The sequence below is a fragment of the Nitrosovibrio tenuis genome (genome assembly GCF_900109785.1).
Taxonomy (GTDB): Bacteria; Pseudomonadota; Gammaproteobacteria; order Burkholderiales; family Nitrosomonadaceae; genus Nitrosospira; species Nitrosospira tenuis_A.
Genome location: NZ_FOBH01000002.1, coordinates 79295 through 96100, shown reverse-complemented (window position 1 = coordinate 96100; position 16806 = coordinate 79295). Strand labels below are relative to the sequence as shown.

Annotated in this window: 17 protein-coding genes; 10 read left to right on the top strand and 7 right to left on the bottom strand. The window is 53.3% G+C overall.

Annotation, left to right across the window (positions count from 1 at the left end; all coding sequences use genetic code 11):
• Nucleotides 1–316: 316 nt before the first annotated feature.
• Nucleotides 317–1681, top strand: a complete 1365-nt coding sequence (locus BMX00_RS03140) for a TAXI family TRAP transporter solute-binding subunit (RefSeq protein ID WP_090827048.1) — start codon at nucleotides 317–319, stop codon at nucleotides 1679–1681.
• Nucleotides 1682–1890: 209 nt separating this feature from the next.
• Here BMX00_RS03140 and nikR read toward each other — a convergent pair whose 3' ends face one another.
• Both nikR and BMX00_RS03130 read right to left on the bottom strand, forming a co-directional pair.
• Nucleotides 1891–2352, bottom strand: coding sequence for a nickel-responsive transcriptional regulator NikR (gene nikR, locus BMX00_RS03135; RefSeq protein ID WP_090827045.1), 462 nt, complete (start codon nucleotides 2350–2352; stop codon nucleotides 1891–1893).
• 98 nt (nucleotides 2353–2450) lie between these two features.
• Nucleotides 2451–4556, bottom strand: a complete 2106-nt coding sequence (locus BMX00_RS03130) for a TonB-dependent receptor (RefSeq protein ID WP_245727624.1) — start codon at nucleotides 4554–4556, stop codon at nucleotides 2451–2453.
• A gap of 528 nt (nucleotides 4557–5084) precedes the next feature.
• On the opposite strand from BMX00_RS03130, the gene BMX00_RS03125 reads away from it, so the two are divergent.
• Together BMX00_RS03125 and BMX00_RS03120 are read left to right on the top strand one after the other, a co-directional pair.
• A complete protein-coding gene (locus tag BMX00_RS03125) occupies nucleotides 5085–6050 on the top strand; it encodes a metal ABC transporter substrate-binding protein (protein WP_090827043.1) in 966 nt (321 codons plus the stop codon).
• The gene (locus tag BMX00_RS03120; RefSeq protein ID WP_090827040.1) at nucleotides 6022–6861 is read left to right on the top strand and encodes a metal ABC transporter ATP-binding protein; all 840 of its coding nucleotides are present in this window, start codon (nucleotides 6022–6024) and stop codon (nucleotides 6859–6861) included. Before BMX00_RS03125 ends, BMX00_RS03120 begins: the two co-directional genes overlap by 29 nt.
• Nucleotides 6862–7228: 367 nt before the next feature.
• Here BMX00_RS03120 and ftsB read toward each other — a convergent pair whose 3' ends face one another.
• Entirely contained in the window at nucleotides 7229–7522 is a 294-nt protein-coding gene (ftsB, locus tag BMX00_RS03110) for a cell division protein FtsB (protein WP_090827035.1), read from the bottom strand.
• An 82-nt stretch (nucleotides 7523–7604) separates the two neighbouring features.
• Nucleotides 7605–8888, bottom strand: a complete 1284-nt coding sequence (gene eno / locus BMX00_RS03105; protein ID WP_090827033.1) for a phosphopyruvate hydratase — start codon at nucleotides 8886–8888, stop codon at nucleotides 7605–7607.
• Nucleotides 8889–8941: 53 nt separating this feature from the next.
• Here eno and BMX00_RS14515 point away from each other — a divergent pair, with 53 nt between their 5' ends.
• Nucleotides 8942–9091: a hypothetical protein gene (locus BMX00_RS14515; RefSeq protein ID WP_177171745.1), complete on the top strand. Its 150-nt coding sequence runs from the start codon at nucleotides 8942–8944 to the stop codon at nucleotides 9089–9091.
• Between the two features lie 7 nt (nucleotides 9092–9098).
• Here the strand turns inward: BMX00_RS14515 and BMX00_RS03100 are convergent, their stop codons facing one another.
• From BMX00_RS03100 to tadA, 3 genes are all read right to left on the bottom strand, one after another.
• On the bottom strand, nucleotides 9099–10778 hold the full coding sequence (locus BMX00_RS03100; RefSeq protein ID WP_090827031.1) for a CTP synthase: 1680 nt from the start codon (nucleotides 10776–10778) through the stop codon (nucleotides 9099–9101).
• Nucleotides 10779–10951: 173 nt separating this feature from the next.
• Nucleotides 10952–11431 (bottom strand): L,D-transpeptidase, encoded by a 480-nt coding sequence (locus tag BMX00_RS03095; RefSeq protein ID WP_090827029.1) that lies wholly within the window; start codon nucleotides 11429–11431, stop codon nucleotides 10952–10954.
• Entirely contained in the window at nucleotides 11415–11915 is a 501-nt protein-coding gene (gene tadA, locus BMX00_RS03090) for a tRNA adenosine(34) deaminase TadA (RefSeq protein WP_090827027.1), read from the bottom strand. The genes BMX00_RS03095 and tadA overlap by 17 nt, the downstream gene beginning before the upstream one ends.
• A gap of 149 nt (nucleotides 11916–12064) precedes the next feature.
• On the opposite strand from tadA, the gene BMX00_RS14510 reads away from it, so the two are divergent.
• The 6 genes from BMX00_RS14510 (at nucleotide 12065) to ccmB (ending at nucleotide 16627) form a co-directional block, all read left to right on the top strand.
• A complete protein-coding gene (locus BMX00_RS14510; protein WP_177171744.1) occupies nucleotides 12065–12202 on the top strand; it encodes a hypothetical protein in 138 nt (45 codons plus the stop codon).
• A gap of 159 nt (nucleotides 12203–12361) precedes the next feature.
• Nucleotides 12362–13084, top strand: a complete 723-nt coding sequence (locus BMX00_RS03085) for a class I SAM-dependent methyltransferase (RefSeq protein ID WP_090827025.1) — start codon at nucleotides 12362–12364, stop codon at nucleotides 13082–13084.
• A gap of 113 nt (nucleotides 13085–13197) precedes the next feature.
• Nucleotides 13198–14139, top strand: a complete 942-nt coding sequence (locus tag BMX00_RS03080; RefSeq protein ID WP_090827023.1) for a DUF5996 family protein — start codon at nucleotides 13198–13200, stop codon at nucleotides 14137–14139.
• A gap of 169 nt (nucleotides 14140–14308) precedes the next feature.
• Nucleotides 14309–14761 carry a VOC family protein gene (locus BMX00_RS03075; protein WP_090827022.1) on the top strand — a complete coding sequence of 151 codons (453 nt, stop codon included), beginning with the start codon at nucleotides 14309–14311 and terminating at the stop codon, nucleotides 14759–14761.
• 584 nt (nucleotides 14762–15345) lie between these two features.
• A complete protein-coding gene (gene ccmA, locus BMX00_RS03070; RefSeq protein ID WP_090827669.1) occupies nucleotides 15346–15966 on the top strand; it encodes a cytochrome c biogenesis heme-transporting ATPase CcmA in 621 nt (206 codons plus the stop codon).
• A 1-nt stretch (nucleotide 15967) separates the two neighbouring features.
• The gene (gene ccmB / locus BMX00_RS03065) at nucleotides 15968–16627 is read left to right on the top strand and encodes a heme exporter protein CcmB (RefSeq protein WP_090827020.1); all 660 of its coding nucleotides are present in this window, start codon (nucleotides 15968–15970) and stop codon (nucleotides 16625–16627) included.
• Nucleotides 16628–16806 lie beyond the last annotated feature (179 nt).

Genomic DNA, 16806 nt, shown 5'->3' with positions numbered 1-16806 from the left:
CAATTCGCATATCACCTTTTCGCGACGCTGATGAGTAACTGAACTAGGGCGAAGGTGAAGGTAGAAGTGCCATGACCCGTGTTTTTTAATCTGACTCAGATTCAGATGCCCCCTGGGTACACTGACCTTTATTACCCCTCGGGTCACCGGTATTTTCCTGACGCTCAGCCTCCCGTTCAACATTCATATCCTCGATCTATCGCCGCAAAGCTATCTGAATACAGGAGCGCCCGAGCGGGTGGCGTTGGCGTCCCGACAGCTTGAATGCCCCTGATCGGGGCGAAGAATATTTTTATCTTCGCAGGGGAATACTTCGATGGCGCAGGACGCAGCTCAGGACAAATCAGGCTCATCAAGCCTACTATCCCCAATCAGGAGGATTTCATGGCACGACCTTATTGCTACGCTAGCCCCTGTGGTGCTGGCAAGCATCCTTGCAATCGCGGTTGCATTTCACTTTGTACAACCGGCTCCGCCGAGCACCATCACCCTTAGCAGCGGACCTGACGGAAGCATCTTCCGCTCGGTCGCTGAGAAGTACCGTCCGATATTGGCGCGCAACGGCATCACGCTTGAGATCCTGCCGTCCGAGGGCTCGCTGGATAACCTCGGGCGCCTGACCGACGTGAACACCCGCGTCGACGCCGGATTCGTGCAGGGTGGCGTTGCGACCGGCAGCGATATCAGCAACGTCGTGTCTCTCGGAAGTGTATTCCACGAACCGCTTGCGATTGTTTACCGAAATCCACGACCGATACAACGGCTTTCTGAACTGAGAGGAAAGCGCATCGCCATCGGCCCCGAGGGGAGCGGTACCAGGTTCCTTGCCCTGGCGTTGCTTAAAGCCAACGAAATCCAGCCGCATGGTCCAACCAAGCTGGTCGACTTGGCGGGCGAGGCAGCAAGGGAGGCCCTGCTCAGGCACCAGATCGACGCAGCCTTCCTAATGGGTGATTCCGCGGCACCGGAGACCATCAGGCAGATGCTGCATACCAAGGGCTTTCGCCTGTTCGATTTTCCGCAGGCCGACGCCTACGTACGCCGCTTCCACTATCTCAACAAGCTGGAATTGCCGCCGGGCTCCTTTGATCTCGGCACAAATCTGCCGCCCAAGCCGCTGGTCATGCTGGCGCCCACCGTCGAACTGGTCGCGCGCACGCACCTGCATCCGGCACTGTCTGATCTTCTGATCGAGGCGGCGCAGGAAGTGCATGGTCGCCCTACCCTGCTGCAACGCGCCGGCGAATTCCCTGCTCCCCTGGAGCATGAATACCCCATTAGCAGAGACGCCGCTCGATACTACAAATCGGGGAAGAGCTTTGCCTACCGGCACCTGCCGTTCTGGTTGGCAAGCCTGACGGATCGAATAGCGGTGATGCTCGTGCCGATTATCATAGTTCTGATTCCCGGCTTGCGCCTCCTTCCGTCCCTGTATGGATGGCGCGTCAGGGCACGCATCTACCGCCGCTACAGCGAACTCATGGCGCTCGAACGAGCCGCGCTCACGCCAATGTCGGCCGAAAAACGCGCAGCCCTGCTAGCCCGCCTGGACAAAATCGAAAAATCCATCATCACCGGGAAAATCCCGGGATCGTTCGCTGACGAAACCTATGTCTTGCGCCAGCACATCGATTTCGTGCGTGAACGGCTCTCCAGGACAGATAATGAATCGCAGAGCTGAATGATCATGCAGTGTCCATTTTGGGGTCGTAACTGTTGGATGCAACAACTGCCATGGAGCACCGTGAACGTATATGCCAAACCGACACGGACAGAAGTACTTCCATAAAGTGCGAAATGCTCACTCTAATTTTGGGGCACCCTCATTTTTCGGTGCAATAACGAGTTAAAAGACCACCACGTCGTGCTGGCGTTGCGTACTTGCATACGTCACGAAAGGGGATTGCTATGAACATGCGGCGTAGAATCAGGCGAGTGCCGCTCTTGTACGATCTCCACGGGCAACAGATGCAGCTTGCCATGCCGTACCCCACGCGTGGCAATAATATGATTGGCAAAATTTTTTACATCCTTGATAGAGCCCCTCAGGATGGTTACTTCCAGGCAATTATCATGATCCATATGGACATGCATACTGGATAGCGTAAGGTCATGATGATCGTGCTGCGCCGAAGTAAGGGAGCTGGCCAGTTCACTTTCATGATGATTGTATATATAGCTGAGCGTGGCAATACAGTGACCTTCCCCGTGTTCTTCCAGGCGGACGGTTTCAAGCAGATCCCGTATCAAATCACGCATGGCTTCGGACCGATTGAAATAACCGCGCTTATGTATGACACCGTCAAACTGCTTGGCGAGCTGATCATTAAGCGATATGGTGAGTCGTTCCATGTTTACCTGCTCCTAGATTTTATTCGTTCGTGACAATATTTATATTGATCAGGATCCGTTTCGCAGCTCATTATCATTTTTACAAATTGCGCCAGGGCCTAAAAATTGGCTACCAGATTGACCCGGAATGAGCGGCTTTCAATCGGGTGGAAATGCTTGTCGGCCACACCCGAAGCCGGCTCTCCTGGCAGTCTCGATGTATAAAAATAATCGATCGCATGTGCTTTTGTATTCAGCAGATTAAACCCCTGCAACACCACTTGCAGTTTTTTCCCAACCTTGATCCCGAACTGGCCGTTAAGTGTCACGGTGTTATCCGACTGAACTCTATTATCTTCCACCAGCGGGCGTTTACCAAAATAGCGAAGCTGCATACTGCCGAAGAAGGGACCGAGATTGTCTATGGCAATGGCCAGCTTGCCCACGCCCTGGATAGCGCCTGGAATGTGGTTTCCAGCGGGATCCGAGCCGGTAAAGCGTGCCTTCGCCAGCGCGTAATCCACGTCCACCGTCAGCCAGCTATTCGGCATATAGAAGGCGGAAATTTCCACACCCTCGCGTTTGCTGGGACGGCTGGGTTCAGTCGTCCCGGCATCCCCAACGAATAGCAGCTCGGAAGCAAGGTCAAGGCGAAAAAATGCGAGCGATGCCTGCAGGCCGGGGATGATGGCGGTACGCAGCCCGGCTTCATATCCCGTGGAACGCACGAGCGGATTCACCCTGCCTACCGGCTCGCCGGATTTCGGATCGATGGTGGTAGTGGTGCCTCGCGCGTCGTTGCTATGAAACCCGCCGCCGTAGTTAAGATAGTATTCAGTTTTGGCCCATGGTCCGAAGATCAGGCTGAGCTTGGGGTTGGTTATATCGTCGTATCGTTTGCCGGAGTTGGCGCTATTGTCGCTATTGACATCGAACCAATAAAGATCGGTGCGTACTCCGGCTACGCTACGAAATTTTTCCATCCATTGCACGCTGTTCTGGTAATAAAATCCCACGCTGTTTTCGACCACGTGATCCTTGCGTGTGATCGACAATGTCTGGCGTTGTTTGGTATTCAGCAGGCCATTATCGATCACATCATTCTGGAACTGGGCACCGACGGTATTCTCAACTGCAAAGCCGGCAAAGGTGTTTACCCATGCGTGGCTGAGATTCATCGCGGACTGGAAGCGCTTGTCGACCTGCGAAAATTGGTCTCCGTTGATCGGGTCATCGAGGAAATAGGTGAAATTGGAAAATAGGGCGAGATCGGAATGCATCGTATAAAGATTGACCTTGGTAATCCCGTAGCCACTCGCGTGCTGCAACGCTCCGGACAAGCTGAAACGGTGCGATTTACCGCCATCGCTTGGATCAATTGCGCCAAGAGGTGAAATCAGGCCGCTCGCCACGGCGCGCAGGGGAATCTGATCGGTGGAGTTCCATCTCGCACCATAGCCCATCGCAGTGATGTTGAACCGGGTATCGCCGGTGTTCTGGCTATAGCGCAATACTGCATTGAATTTTTTGAAATTTTCCGCGGTGATCCACGGACCGTCCTTGGTGTTCAATTCAGCGGCATACAGGACGGTACCCGCTCCCAGATCGTGTGAATTGGCAACAAGCCCCCGGAGGAATCCCTGATTACCCACACCAAAGCTGGCGATCCCGGCTGGCAGCTTATTTACATAGCCCATATTGATCGAGCCCGCTGATGAAAAGTCGCCCTGATCCGCGTAGTACGGACCTTTAAGGTACTGGAGGCTGGAAGCAAGCTCGGGTATCAAAAAATTGAGGTCGGAGTAACCCTGTCCATGCCCGTGCGAACGCTGGTTAACCAGCATGCCATCCACGGTTATTCTCAAATCGGTTCCATGATCCAGGTTAAAGCCGCGCGCGAAATACTGATTAGCCTTGCCCTCACCGCTGTGCTGGGTGACGATCAATCCTGGTACAGTTTCCAGTAATTCTCCAGGACGGTAAACAGTGCGCTGTTTGAGCTGTTGCTTGAGAACAGTGCCCTCATTGGCGGAATTCGCCATTCCGATCAGTTTATTAATCCTGTCCCCGTCAGCCCGCACAATCACTTCATTAAGTGTCGGAATACCCGCCGCCTGGGTCGCCGGCGGCAAAATCATCCCGGCGAGTATCAATATTATTCGCAGCATATCTGTGCGAATTGAACAAGCGCCGTAACGCGCCCGGAATCGTGCGGCTTGATTCAAGATGTGATCCTGCCTCAAGCCATTTCACTGATTTAAGGATAAATTTCTGGATGAGTTTTGGAAACCCGTAGAAATAAGAAGAATTACCAATTTTTCATACCCCTTTCGCAAAAAAACCCTTGTTGTTGTGTGGTTTGCAATTTGGGCAAGAATACGACACAGATAACCGGAATATCTGTCGGGTAATGCCGAAACATAATGTAGGGATAAGTGAAGATCCCGTCAGGAATCCCCTACATCCTCGCCATCGGGTTTAATGATAGGCTTTCCTGGATTTATGAAGCGTCGGGAAAGAGTGATGGGTTGGTATGGTGAAATTCAGCGGTGAAGTCCAGCGGGCAAATCCAGCAGCTTAAGCGGCCAGCAGATTTACATAACATTGCTGCGCGAAATAACAGCTGACGGGTAGCCGAGGGAAAGCCGTTTCCATTGTCGATTATGGCATTGCCGGTTATGGAAAAGTGAACGTACCCGGTCATATCCAGGCATATTTATACTTCGTGAAATAATATTTAAACAGAAAGAATCGTGAAATCAGTCCTATTTGCCCTCAAGTCTGTATTTCTGCTGATAACCCTGTCTATTTCCAGCGTAGCCCAATCCACGCACATTGACAAAAAAATTAATGTTGTAACCACCGTAGCACCCATCACCGATATTGTTCAGAATATAGGCATGGGCTATGTCAATGTAACTGGAATCGTTCCTAATGGAACCGATTCTCATACGTTTGAGCCAACCCCAGCCATTGCCAGATTATTGGGGGCCAGCGACATCATTATTGTCAATGGCCTGGATCTTGAGCTGCCTACCGTTAAATTGGCGGAAAAAGTTAAAACGACCAATACTCCGATTGTGCAGCTCGGAAACCTTGCATTGCGCAGGGAAGATTGGCGATATGACAACAGCTTTCCCCGTGAGCTTGGCCACCCCAACCCGCACCTGTGGCCCAACATTGCATTGGCGATGCGCTATGCGGAGATTATCCACGATAGTCTCGTCGCACTTGATCCGGCACACCAGGAGGGGTATGGTGCCAATATGAAGTTGTATGTGGACAAGTTGCGCAGACTGGACAACGCTGTCTTTGATTGCGTCAAATCCATCCCGGAGAAGAACCGCAAGCTGGTCACTTATCACGATTCCTTCGCATATTTCGCCCCCCGTTATGGCATGACGGTGATTGCCGCGATTCAGCCATCGAATTTTTCCGAACCCAGGCCCCAGGAAGTCATACGTATCATCAAACAGATAAAACGAGAAAAGGTGCCCGCAATTTTCGGTTCCGACGTTTTTCCCAGCAAGGTGATGGAACAGATCGCTCGCGAAACCGGCGTCAGGTTTATCGATCAACTTTCGGATGACGAATTACCCGCCCCACCTAAGCATTCATTCATTGGGATGATGGAAAATAACCTGGTTGTCATGACCGGGGCGCTGGGCGGCAACTCCAGTTGTATGACAAATGTCGACGCCAGCAATATCAAGCCTTGAGTTCCAGGCGCACTCCGCGGTCAGCTTGAATGAGGTCACCGCTGGCTACGGTCATCATATCGTTTTCTCCGATCTGTCACTGGACATCGACGGTGGCAAGTTCGTAGGTATCGTGGGACCCACGGGATGTGGCAAAACCACACTCCTGAGAACCATTCTAGGTACCCAGCCCGTCCTGGCTGGCAAGGTGTTTCTAAACGGTCAGGCTGTGGACGCGATTCCGGCAGGTACGATTGGTTACGTGCCGCAGTTGGAGACGGTGGATTGGAATTTTCCAGTTACCGTTGAAGAAGTCATCATGATGGGCTTCTACACCAACAAACGAATCTGGCCCTGGCCCAATAAAAAAGAGCGTGCGCTTGTTCGTGAATTGGCTAACAGGTTGGGTATCTATCCCTGCTTGCATAAACACATATCGAATACTTCAGGTGGTCAGCGGCAACGCGCCTTCCTCGCGAGAGCATTGGTGAACAATCCGGCGTTACTGGTGCTGGATGAACCGACTTCGGGTGTCGACATCAAGACTCAGCATGAGGTATTGCATCTGCTTAATGATATCAACAGTCAGGGGATTACCGTTTTACTCACCACCCATGACCTCAACACCGTCGCTTCACATCTTCCCTGGATAATCTGTTTCAATAATGGAGTGGTGGCGCAAGGCCATCCCCACGATATTTTTACCCCCGACATCCTGAAGAAAACCTACGGTGGGGATATCGCCATAGTCAGACATGAAGACCACCTCCTGATTGCCAATAGCACACCGCTCATCCCACGGCGAAAAACCCGCGATAAATTTTTTTCTTGAATCACTGGAGTATGAGTTTGTTCGGCACAGGCTGCTGGCAGCCCTGATGGCGGGCAATGTCGTGCGGGTGGCTGGTGAAGGTATGATACTGCGCTGCATGAACTGGGCCCGCATGAATTGTCGCAGGCTGCCTTCGGCGGCGCGGCGGTGGCTTTCAGGCTCAATCCCAATTCTTATGCTGGCGCTGGCGCAAGCCTGCCCGGGGCACCACTGATCAGCCGGATCCCAAAAAGTGGCACAATTAAACTGGTTGCCGCTATTGAATGGGCTGGAGAAGGAAGCCGCAGAAACAAACAGGGGCACAAAGCGGACTGACTAAACAAAGCAGCTAACTCAAGTGGATGGGACTCAATGCGAAACAGAAACGCTAACGGGATGTATTCTTGTCGTTCTCTTCCAGTACGTGAAAGAAAATCTCGTCTTGCTTGATCATGCCCAGTTCGCTGCGGGCACGCTCTTCGATGGCCTCATGGCCCTGCTTGAGATCCCGCACTTCGGCGTCCAGCGCAGCATTGCGCGCCTGTAGTTTCCTGTTGGTTTCATGTTGCGTTGTAATCTGCTGATCGACTTCCCTCACTCTAAGCCACCCCCCTTTGCCCAGCCACAAAGGGTATTGCAGCAGAACAATGAGGCCGACAAGGATCAGGGTCAGTATTTTCACTGGATATGCTGAAATACCGTTCCCACGATCAAGCGCATGTCGGTGTGCCCTGGCTGGTTTTGCGGCAAGCCGCCCTCTGCTGTTATCTTAGTTGGTGGAAGGCTTCCCGCCCAGGGTAACTGGCAGCATCCCCCAGATCTTCTTCAATACGCAGCAATTGATTATATTTGGCGAGGCGATCAGAACGGGAGAGTGAGCCCGCCTTGATTTGCAGCGCGTTGGTTGCTACAGCTATATCTGCGATTGTCGTGTCTTCCGTTTCCCCGGAACGGTGCGATACCACGGAGGTATAGCCCGCGCGCTTGGCATTTTCGATAGCCGAAAGCGCTTCGGTAAGCGTACCGATCTGGTTGAGTTTGATGAGTATGGAATTGGCTATGCCTTGCGCGATGCCTTCTTTCAGGATGCCGGTATTGGTTACGAAAATGTCGTCACCCACCAACTGCACAGATTTCCCCAGCCTGCTGGTAAGCAGCTTCCACCCGTCCCAGTCATGTTCGCTCATACCGTCTTCGATGCTCAAAATAGGATATTTGTCTGTCCATGTGGCGAGATAATCCACAAACTGTGCCGAGTCGAGAATCAAGCCATCCGACGCAAGATGATACTTGCCATCCCGGAAAAATTCAGAGCTTGCACAATCAACGCCGATGACGACATCCGGACCCGGCAAATAACCCGCTCGCTCAATAGCCTCCACGATCAGTTGCAGCGCGGCTTCATTATTAGCCAGGCTGGGCGCAAATCCGCCTTCGTCTCCAACTGCGGTATGCATTCCTTTGCTATCGAGTAATCCTTTCAATGCATGAAAGACCTCCGCGCCGCAGCGCAGGGCTTCACGAAAGCTTTGCGCTCCCAAAGGAATAATCACGAACTCCTGCATATCGATTTTGTTATTGGCATGCGCGCCGCCATTGATGACATTCATCATGGGCACAGGCATCGCCATCGGGCCGGCACCGCCCAGATATCGGTATAACGGCAGGCCAGACTCCTCTGCTGCCGCCTTTGCCACCGCAAGCGACACCGCCAGAACCGCGTTGGCGCCGAGTCTTGATTTGTTGCCGCTGCCGTCGAGATCGATCAGCGTCCGATCGATAAAACCCTGCTCCATGGCATCCAGACCCATGATAGCTTCAGAAATCTCGGTGTTGACGTTCTCCACCGCTTTCAATACCCCCTTGCCACCATAGCGCCCTGCGTCCATATCGCGCAGTTCAACCGCTTCCTTGGTGCCGACCGACGCGCCGGAAGGCACCGCCGCGCGCCCCAACACCCCTGATTCAAGTAATACATCCGCTTCCACGGTAGGATTTCCGCGCGAATCCAAGATTTCGCGGGCGATGACATCTACGATTGCACTCATGCTGTTTTTCCCTGGGTCATTTATTAATTTATTAAAAAAGGTGTTTTGGATAAATGAATGCGGTTGCAGGGATCGATCTACTGCACAAGGACGCTATTGCCGAGGCCCTATTGCAGATGCTCAAGTGGTTATTCTTCAGTCAAAATATCGAGGACGATCCAGGCTGGTCTCGCGAAATAAATTCCGGAGATAAGTTGCTATAAATTGATGTCAGGCGATGTTCTTCAGTTTGCCGGAGCTTGTCGCAGCGACTGCGGCGCGCTTACTCGCGTAATCGATGGCTGCCTCTATAAACGAGCTAAACAACGGATGCCCTGTTTTGGGTGTGGAAGTAAATTCGGGATGAAACTGGCAGGCGACGAACCACGGATGTTCGGTTTGCGGCAACTCGACCATCTCGCACAATCCCTCCCCCGCTGACACCGCGCTCACGCGCAGCCCAGTCTCCTCTAATCTCGGTATGTACTGGTTATTGACTTCATAACGATGGCGGTGGCGCTCGATAACTTTGCTGGCTCCGTAAATTTTACGGACCAGCGTATCCTCGTTCAGGAGACATTCCTGTCCGCCCAGGCGCATGGTGCCTCCGAGACCCGACTCCGCACTGCGCGATTCCACATGACCTTCGCGCGTGCGCCACTCGGTTGTCAAAGCTATGACAGGATAGGGAGTGTCAGGATGAAATTCGGTGCTGTGAGCGTCCTCCATCCCGGCTTTGTTACGGGCATACTCGATTACCGCCAGCTGCATGCCCAGGCAGATACCGAGATAAGGGATGCGGTTCTCACGTGCGTAGCGGATGGCCATGATCTTGCCTTCGACTCCGCGTTTCCCAAATCCGCCGGGAACCAGTATCGCATCCATCCCTGCCAGGCAATCGGTTCCGTGTTTCTCGATGGTTTCAGAATCGGTGTAGTGAATATTGATTCTGCTTCGAGTATGAATTCCGGCATGAGTCAGCGCTTCCGACAGCGATTTATATGACTCTTTCAGATCCACATATTTTCCGACCAGCGCGATTTCTATTGTGCGCTCCGGATGCTCCAAGGCATGCACCAGCTTTTTCCAAATGCTCAGATCCGCCGCTTTCGCAAGAATACTCAATTTATGGCAGACGATTTCATCCAGCATCTGGTCATGCAATAGCGCAGGAATTTTGTAAATACTGTCTACATCCACTGCCAGAATTACCGCTTCTTCGCGCACGTTGGTGAATAGCGCGATTTTGCGGCGCTCTTCAGGCGGCAGCTCACGGTCGGCACGGCACAGCAAGACGTCCGGTTGTATTCCGATCTCACGCAATTCCTTAACTGAATGCTGGGTGGGCTTGGTTTTCAATTCGCCCGCAGACTCGATGTAGGGCAACAACGTCAAATGGATAAAGCAGGTGTCGTTGCGTGGAAGCTGCACGGCCATCTGCCGGATTGCTTCCAGAAACGGGAGCGACTCGATGTCTCCGACCGTACCGCCGATCTCGACAATGGCTACCTGGGCATCACCCGCCCCTGCCTTGATTTGGTGTTTGATTTCGTCTGTGATATGAGGAATGACCTGTACCGTGCCGCCGAGATAATCCCCGCGCCGTTCCTTTTTAATGACGCTCTCATAAACCTGGCCGGTCGTGAAATTATTTCGCCTGCTCATTCTCGCGCTGATGAAGCGCTCGTAGTGCCCGAGGTCGAGGTCGGTTTCCGCACCGTCTTCGGTGACAAATACCTCTCCGTGCTGAAATGGGCTCATGGTGCCGGGATCCACGTTGATGTAGGGATCCAGCTTGAGTAGCGTGACTTTGATGCCGCGAGTTTCGAGAATAGCTGCAAGGGAGGCCGCGGCGATACCTTTCCCTAAAGAAGATACTACACCGCCTGTCACAAATACATACTTTGTCATGGATGCTTATGATACCGGAAAAGGCCTGCTCCGACAAATAACCGGAATGAGGATATGGCTTTTTAGGCGAGAAGATTGGCCGGCATCATCAGGCGCAATTGGCCTCGTAGATGACTACGCACGCTGCCTCGATTTGGCCGTCCGATTTTGGTCAAACGATACGTTAACAAAATTCAGTTTTCAATATAAACCTCGGTCCCGGTATTCACTAAGCCAAATAGATCCAATAAATCGCCGTTACTCATGCGAATACAACCGATGGAGCCGGGCTTGCCCATTTCCACGGTATCCGGACTACCGTGAATATAGATGTAGCGGCGCATGGTATCCACTGATCCCAGGCGGTTGAACCCCGGCTCACAGCCGGAAAGCCACAGAATGCGTGTGAGAATCCAGTCACGCCCCGGGTAGCGGGCGCTCAGTTCGGGCGAATACGTTTCGCCGGTGGGTCTGCGCCTTACAAAGACCGTGTTGATCGGCTGGCCCGCACCAATCTTGGCGCGAATGATGTGCTTCCCCAATGGCGTGCAGAAACTTCCGTTCTCCTGCCCCACCCCTTTTCCTGCCGAAGAAATACGATATCGACTGATGACACGGTTGTCGTCACCATATAAATACAGTTCTTGGGAGGGAATACTAACTATGATTCTCATCGATATCTCGCCCCGCTGTATGCATTGCTGTTTTGCGGCGTTCCGAAAAAAAATGCTTTAACCTGTTTCCGCCCTCCTCCGCCAAAATGCTGCCCGTCACCTGCATATGATGATTCAGCCGCATCTCCGCGGGCAGATCAATTACGCTTCCGCACGCCCCCGTCTTCGGGTCGCTCGCTCCAAAAACCAGCCGTGCAATACGCGCGTGCAAAATCGCTCCGACGCACATGGCGCAAGGTTCCAGCGTTACATAAAGCGTGCAGCCCCCGAGGCGGTAATTCTTCAGATACTGTGCCGCATCCCGTAACGCCACTACCTCCGCATGGGCGGTAGGGTCCACTGCCGAGATGGGGCGGTTGTGACCACGCCCGATAATTGTTCCATTCTTTACTATTACCGCGCCTACCGGCACCTCGCCCGCTTGCTGAGCCTGCTCCGCAAGCCCAAGCGCAGCACGCATGAAGTCGATATCAGCGCTGTTCATGCTTGTTCGCGTTTCCAGCTCACGGTAAAATCCTCATGCGATCACCGCTAGCGTAGTCCATCATTCTGTTCGGCCTTTGAGCGGCGATTGCACAGAAACGTCAGCCCCTCGCCGTGCCAATGGTGTGTGGCTGACACTGGGTAATGATCGTGCCGTTCAGAACCCTCAGAGTGGCTCGCAACCGGACACTCGATGTGTTCGAACCCGGCGACCTTTTCAATGCTTTTTTTTCTTCTTTTATCGGCACAATCTGCGGGGCGGCTCGCATCAGCCTCCTCTATCTGTAGTGTCTCACCCGTTGTCCTGTAGATCATCATAGATTATGTCCAGCAGTTTTAGGCTGGCAGCAAATAAGTACCGAGGATGGCTTGCTGTCCGGGTTTTTATCATCTATAAAGGTGAAGGGAAGATGCGCTGGGCCGGCGCCACGACCAAAGAGGGAACAGATGAATGAGATCAAAATCAGTGACTACCTGAAAGACAATTACGAGGATTATTATGAAGAGGGAGATTCCGAGTGGCGTCGATTAGGCGCCCTCGGCAAAACCGATAATATTGTTTCCCTCTGTAGTAATCTGCCTCGAAGTACTATTCTCGAAATCGGGGCGGGGGAGGGTTCCATTTTGAAGAGGCTGTCCGAACTGCATTTTGGTGATGAGCTTTATGCTCTGGAGATATCGTCGTCTGGAATTGAAACGATAAAGGCCAAAGAAATCCCTCAGTTGGCCGAGTGTAAAATCTTCGATGGTTATCATGTCCCATACGATAACGACAGGTTCGATATTGCGATTATGAGCCACGTCATCGAACATGTCGAATATCCTCGCCAATTGCTTTATGAAGCGTCGCGGGTTGCAAGATACGTTTTCATAGAAGTGCCTCTGGAAGACACGATCCGATTATCAAGCGATTTTGTCTTCGATAGGGTGGGACATATCAATTTCTATTCCCCGAAGACAATTCGTAGATTGGTTCAGTCATGTAACCTTCGGGTGCTCGGTCAAATAACCACGAACCCCCCGAGGAGAGCCTATACTTATGAAAAGGGCCGCAAGGGGCTGATCAATTATTACACCAAAGAAGTGCTAAGACGCATGCTACCTCGCCTCGCAACAGAGCTTTTTACATATCACGGGGCGTTGGTTTGCGAAAGGAAAGTCAGTCAGTAACGGATGTTCGGCGTCTCTACTTTGTAGCATCAGTCGCACTCCGCTGTGCCGCTGATCGCACGAGCGTATGACTGGGTTTATAGTCGTGTTCGCCCCAGCCAGAGGAAACAAACATGACAGAACGTCATTTCACCGCGGGCGGCAACGGTTGGCCCAAGCTGCCATCACTGCAGGAGTGGCAAGACACTTGCACTACCCTCCACATGTGGACGCAGGTTGCGGGCAAAATCCGGCTTGGGCTTTCTCCCGATGTCAACCACTGTTGGGGCAGCACGCTCTACGTCAGCACGCGCGGCCTGACGACTTCGCCCATTCCGTATGGAAGTTTTACTTTCGCCATCGACTTCGACTTTATCGCCCACGCGCTGCGTATTTCGACTTCGGAAGGCGCTGAGCGCTCGTTTGCTCTGCAACCCATGACGGTCGCCGAATTCTATCGCAAGACCATGCAGGCGTTCGGCGAACTGGGCATCGAGGTCAAGATATTTACCCGGCCGGTCGAGGTGGAAGTGGCTATACCATTTGAAAAGGATGAGCAGCATTCGAGCTATGACGCCTACGCGGTCACGCGTTTCTGGCATGCCCTCGTGCAGGCTGATCGCGTCTTCAAGGATTTCCGGGCCCGCTTCATCGGCAAGGTAAGCCCGGTGCACTTCTTCTGGGGCGGGTTCGATCTGGCTGTTACCCGATTTTCCGGGCGGACCGCACCCAAGCATCCGGGCGGCGCGCCGAATGTCGCTGTTCGGATAATGGAAGAAGCGTATTCCCATGAAGTAGCGAGCGCGGGATTCTGGTCGGGAACAGGCTTGGGGGAAACCGCGTTCTATGCTTATGCCTACCCGGTTCCGGAGGGCTTCAACAAATATCCTGTTCAGCCAGAAGCGGTGTTTTACCACGATAAGCTAGGCCTCTTCATTCTGCCCTACGAGGCCGTGCGAACTGCAGAAAATCCGGACGGAACGCTGCTGTCATTTCTCCAGACGACTTATGAAGCGGCCGCGACGCTGGCGAATTGGGACCGGCGCGCACTGGAACGCAACATCATGCATACGTGATACAAGCTGGCTGCTAGCCATATCTCTTAGCCTCGGGGCCAATCCAATCGAATAATTGCGAATCGACGATTACCTGATGAATAGCCTGGCGGGAATACGCTGCGGGAAATAATCCGGGGTGCGTCTGATCCACCGGGTCACCCGTTCGGACCCTTCTAGGGAAATTAACATGCCTATCAAACCCATACCTGATGGCTATCATTCCATAACGCCCTACCTGATGATTAATGGCGCAGCCGGGGCCATCGAATTTTACAAGCGGGCGTTTGGCGCAAAGGAAATGTTCAAAATGGGTGCGCCTGGCGACAAGATCGGACACGCCGAAATTCTGATCGGCGACTCCCGCGTTATGATGGCTGATGATTGCGGTAAAGAAAGCCCGTTCCGCAGTCCCCAGTCGTCGGGCAGTTCGCCTGTTGGCCTTTATTTATACGTCGACGATGTGGACAAGCTGTTTGCCCAGGCCGTTAATGCGGGCGCCAGGGTTATCAAGCCGGTTCAAGATCAGTTTTATGGGGACCGGACGGGCGCACTGGAAGACCCCTTCGGGCATATCTGGTTTATTGCAACGCATAAGGAAGATCTCTCGCCGGATGAAATCAAAAAGCGGGCGACCGCGTAGCGGGATGCAGGCACGCACCCAAGGCGCACTATAAACGCAGTCGAGGCATCCCCTCCGCTGCCCGATCCTCGCTTGGTAGAGCGCTTTGTCCTACGCTGCGGGCGCAGGATGTTCAGTAAAACGTAGGGCGACAATAAGCGCAGCGCATTGCGCCGAATGCAAGCTCCTTCAATACCCGTCCGTCGTCGTGCCTGGATCCTGTAAGCGCATATTTCTTCACCCTCAACCTGCTGCAAGGGATAATGACCTGCGGCTCGCCATGTAGACTTGCTGCATGAGTGAGCAAGGTGGCGGCACAGCAACGTTATCCCTTCATCATTCATACTGAATGGTTCTGCCAGAGCATTTCATTAAATCATTGAACTGCCAGACAGGAACTTATGAGGGTTGACGTACTGCGCTATGCAGCTGCGCTTATTTGCATCCTGCGTCTTTATGCGTTGCGCTTTGTAATAACGTAGCGCCGCGTTCGGGTTTAACCGGCGCCCGTCCGTCCTAAGTATCCTGCCGGTTCAATTACCTGCAACCATCAAGGCCATCGGTATAGCCGATGCGCTATAATGCCTGCTTTTTTGGCCTCGATAATGCCAACTCTGCAAGGAAGCGACCTGGCCTGTGTGCGCGGCGATCGCCAGCTATTCAAACACGTCAATTTCTCTCTCGAAACTGGCGGACTCATGCAGGTACAAGGGCCCAACGGCAGCGGTAAAACCAGCCTTCTGCGCATGCTCTGCGGACTCGCAACGCCCGCCCAGGGTGAAATTCGCTGGGATGGTTCTGAAATTCGCTCCCTCGGCGGAGCCTACTTCGGAGCGATGACTTATCTCGGCCATTCAAGCGGCGTCAAGGACGACTTGACCGCCATCGAAAATCTGCGTATTTCCAGTGCGCTGGCAGGCGCCGAAATCGACGGAGAAAAAGCCCATGAGGCCTTGCAGCACATGGGATTGGGAGGCCGTGAACTATTGCCGGCCAAAGTATTGTCGCAGGGCCAGCGGCGCAGGGTGACGCTGGCACGTCTATTGGTATGCGGTACCGTGTTGTGGATATTGGACGAACCATTGACGGCGCTGGACACCACCGCCGTGAAACTGGTACAGGGCGTAATGGAACAGCATCTGAAACAGGGTGGCATGATCGTGATGACCACGCATCAGGAGATCGAGATAGCTGCCGTCGCGACCCAGCGGTTGCAACTCGCCTGATATGTTTCTCTGGATAATCCAGCGCGACCTTCTGCTCGCGATGCGTCGGCGGGCGGATGTCTTGACGACGCTTTTCTTTTTCATCATCGTCGTCAGTCTGTTTCCTCTTGGGGTGGGACCGGAAATGAATATGCTCCGGATCATGGCGCCCGGTGTGGTATGGGTGGCCGCGCTGCTGGCTTCGATGTTGTCGCTGGGGCGGATGTTTTCCGGCGATCATCTGGACGGCACGCTGGAACAGATGCTGATCTCTCCCCAATCCCTCTCCTTGCTGGTGCTGGGAAAGGCGCTGGCCCACTGGCTGGTAACCGGGGTACCGCTGGTGCTGATGGCCCCCGTCCTGGGTATCCAATATGACCTGCCGGCGGACGCGCTGCTGGTGTTGACCGCCTCCCTATTGCTGGGAACGCCGGTTTTGAGTCTGATTGGCGCTATTGGCGCCGCGCTGACCCTGGGGTTACGCGGGGGTGGAGTCCTGGTTTCTCTATTGGTGTTACCGTTATATATCCCGATACTAATTTTCGGTGCGGGTGCGGTGGAAGCAAGCACAGCGGGCCTGGGAGCGGGAGCGCATATGTCGTTGCTGGGGGCGTTCCTGCTCGCTTCCCTGGTATTGGCACCGTGGACGGCCGCGGTATCGTTACGGATCTCGATGGAGTAAAAGCTCTATCTTTCCGCGGGGTAAGAACCCCCTCTGAACAGGTCTTCATGGACGCGACGGCAGTTTTGGGGAAGGGATGCGCGGAGCTTAATCAGAGATTCCCAAAGAAACCAATTCTGAATTTAAGGTTTTTGGTTTAAAATTATGAGTTACGCGTTGGAGCGTCAAGCTTGAATACG

Bases quoted from the DNA above. Each gene is read 5' to 3' on its own strand.
- ccmA (WP_090827669.1), top strand. From the start codon at position 15,346: ATGCCAACTCTGCAAGGAAGCGACCTGGCCTGTGTGCGCGGCGATCGC.
- tadA (WP_090827027.1), bottom strand. From the start codon at position 11,915: ATGAACAGCGCTGATATCGACTTCATGCGTGCTGCGCTTGGGCTTGCG.
- eno (WP_090827033.1), bottom strand. From the start codon at position 8,888: ATGAGTGCAATCGTAGATGTCATCGCCCGCGAAATCTTGGATTCGCGC.
- ccmB (WP_090827020.1), top strand. From the start codon at position 15,968: ATGTTTCTCTGGATAATCCAGCGCGACCTTCTGCTCGCGATGCGTCGG.
- BMX00_RS03140 (WP_090827048.1), top strand. From the start codon at position 317: ATGGCGCAGGACGCAGCTCAGGACAAATCAGGCTCATCAAGCCTACTA.
- BMX00_RS03075 (WP_090827022.1), top strand. From the start codon at position 14,309: ATGCCTATCAAACCCATACCTGATGGCTATCATTCCATAACGCCCTAC.
- BMX00_RS03095 (WP_090827029.1), bottom strand. From the start codon at position 11,431: ATGAGAATCATAGTTAGTATTCCCTCCCAAGAACTGTATTTATATGGT.
- BMX00_RS03100 (WP_090827031.1), bottom strand. From the start codon at position 10,778: ATGACAAAGTATGTATTTGTGACAGGCGGTGTAGTATCTTCTTTAGGG.
- BMX00_RS03085 (WP_090827025.1), top strand. From the start codon at position 12,362: ATGAATGAGATCAAAATCAGTGACTACCTGAAAGACAATTACGAGGAT.
- BMX00_RS03120 (WP_090827040.1), top strand. From the start codon at position 6,022: ATGTCGACGCCAGCAATATCAAGCCTTGAGTTCCAGGCGCACTCCGCG.
- BMX00_RS14515 (WP_177171745.1), top strand. From the start codon at position 8,942: ATGAATGCGGTTGCAGGGATCGATCTACTGCACAAGGACGCTATTGCC.
- BMX00_RS03080 (WP_090827023.1), top strand. From the start codon at position 13,198: ATGACAGAACGTCATTTCACCGCGGGCGGCAACGGTTGGCCCAAGCTG.
- nikR (WP_090827045.1), bottom strand. From the start codon at position 2,352: ATGGAACGACTCACCATATCGCTTAATGATCAGCTCGCCAAGCAGTTT.